This is a genomic window from Microcoleus sp. OTE_8_concoct_300 (assembly GCF_031383065.1).
Classification (GTDB): Bacteria; Cyanobacteriota; Cyanobacteriia; order Cyanobacteriales; family Microcoleaceae; genus Microcoleus.
Window position 1 is genome coordinate 1 of sequence record NZ_JANMZH010000758.1, and the last position, 1251, is coordinate 1251.

Annotated in this window: 2 protein-coding genes; one reads left to right on the forward strand and one right to left on the reverse strand. The window is 42.4% G+C overall.

All coding sequences use genetic code 11. From position 1 onward, the window contains the following. Positions 1-190, reverse strand: a 190-nt coding sequence (locus tag ACUVJL_RS33850; RefSeq protein WP_445249835.1) for a hypothetical protein, incomplete at its 3' end; no start/stop codon positions are given. A gap of 142 nt (positions 191-332) precedes the next feature. On the opposite strand from ACUVJL_RS33850, the gene ACUVJL_RS33855 reads away from it, so the two are divergent. Continuing rightward, positions 333-1100 (forward strand): FkbM family methyltransferase, encoded by a 768-nt coding sequence (locus ACUVJL_RS33855; RefSeq protein WP_445249836.1) that lies wholly within the window; start codon positions 333-335, stop codon positions 1098-1100. The last annotated feature ends 151 nt before the right edge of the window (positions 1101-1251 follow it).

Below are 1251 nucleotides of genomic sequence, written 5' to 3' on the forward strand. Positions count from 1 at the left end.
CAGTAGCGCGCGTCGCCCAAACATAAAGAGGGAACCTCGCCCTCGCCTGGGCTAGGTAAAGGAGAGAAGACTGTTGGGGAGATTTTGCCGGATGTGGAGATGGGATTGGATAGAGTGCGATCGATCTTATCAAAACCGCTACTATTGCTAACACCCGGTGGTCAAATCTAATTGAGTAGTTGTCATTCACCAGCGAAGCGAAGAATCTCAGATGCTTTGGGCGGGCTAGGAGGGCCCACCCCACAATCAAATTAACTCTTTGTCGAACAGGCCGGAAAGCCTGTTGTGAGAGCAGTCAATTATCATCAATAAATAATAAAAAGGGATTAGTCATGAGAAAAAAAACTTTACAAACTTTTAGGAAACTACTCCAAAAAAACAACCCGGTAATTTTAGAAATAGGGGCATGCACCGGCGAAGACTCCCTAGCTTTCCTCGGAGAATTTTCCGACATTCAATTGCATTGTTTTGAACCCGATCCTCGCTCCGGAAAAATACATCAAAACACAGTCAAGGATGCGCGATGCCAATTACATCAAATCGCCATATCAGACGTAGATGGAGAAGCTGAATTTCATCTGAGCACCGGCTCCAATGAGGAAACGGGTGACCCTTCAGAATGGCTCCAATCTTCTTCACTCAAAACTCCAAAAAATCATTTAAATGTCTACCCTTGGTGTAAGTTTAAGGAAAATACAGTAAAAGTGCCAACGCGCAGCTTAGATAGTTGGTTTGCAGAACAGGATATCGATCAAATTGACTTAATTTGGGCTGACGTACAAGGCGCAGAAGAAAACTTGATAAAAGGAGCAGTTAAAACCTTGTCTCAGACCAAGTATTTTTACACAGAGTTTGAAGATGGCGAATTCTATGAGGGACAACTCACACTTCAACAGATAAAGACTTTACTTCCCAAGTTTAAAGTTATTGGCCTTTTCTACAATAACGTATTATTTAAGAATACTGAAATCCCCGATTCAGCCCTTAATACAACTGACCAAATAGTTTGGCCTTGGGAGCTTTTTCCACCCCGAGTGGTGCTGCAATTGGTCACAAAAAGGGTCAAATCAAAAGTTAAATCCCTCATAGGTAAGGCTTAAGCAGAAGTTGAGGCAGATTTTTCTGAACTAACTATAACAGACATCAAAGCCTACCTTACTTTTCCGACAGATAGATAATTAGCCGCCGATTTGAGACATTGTGCGGCTGTAATTTCCTTGAGTAGTTCCCGAATCCCGCTGCTTGAAATTA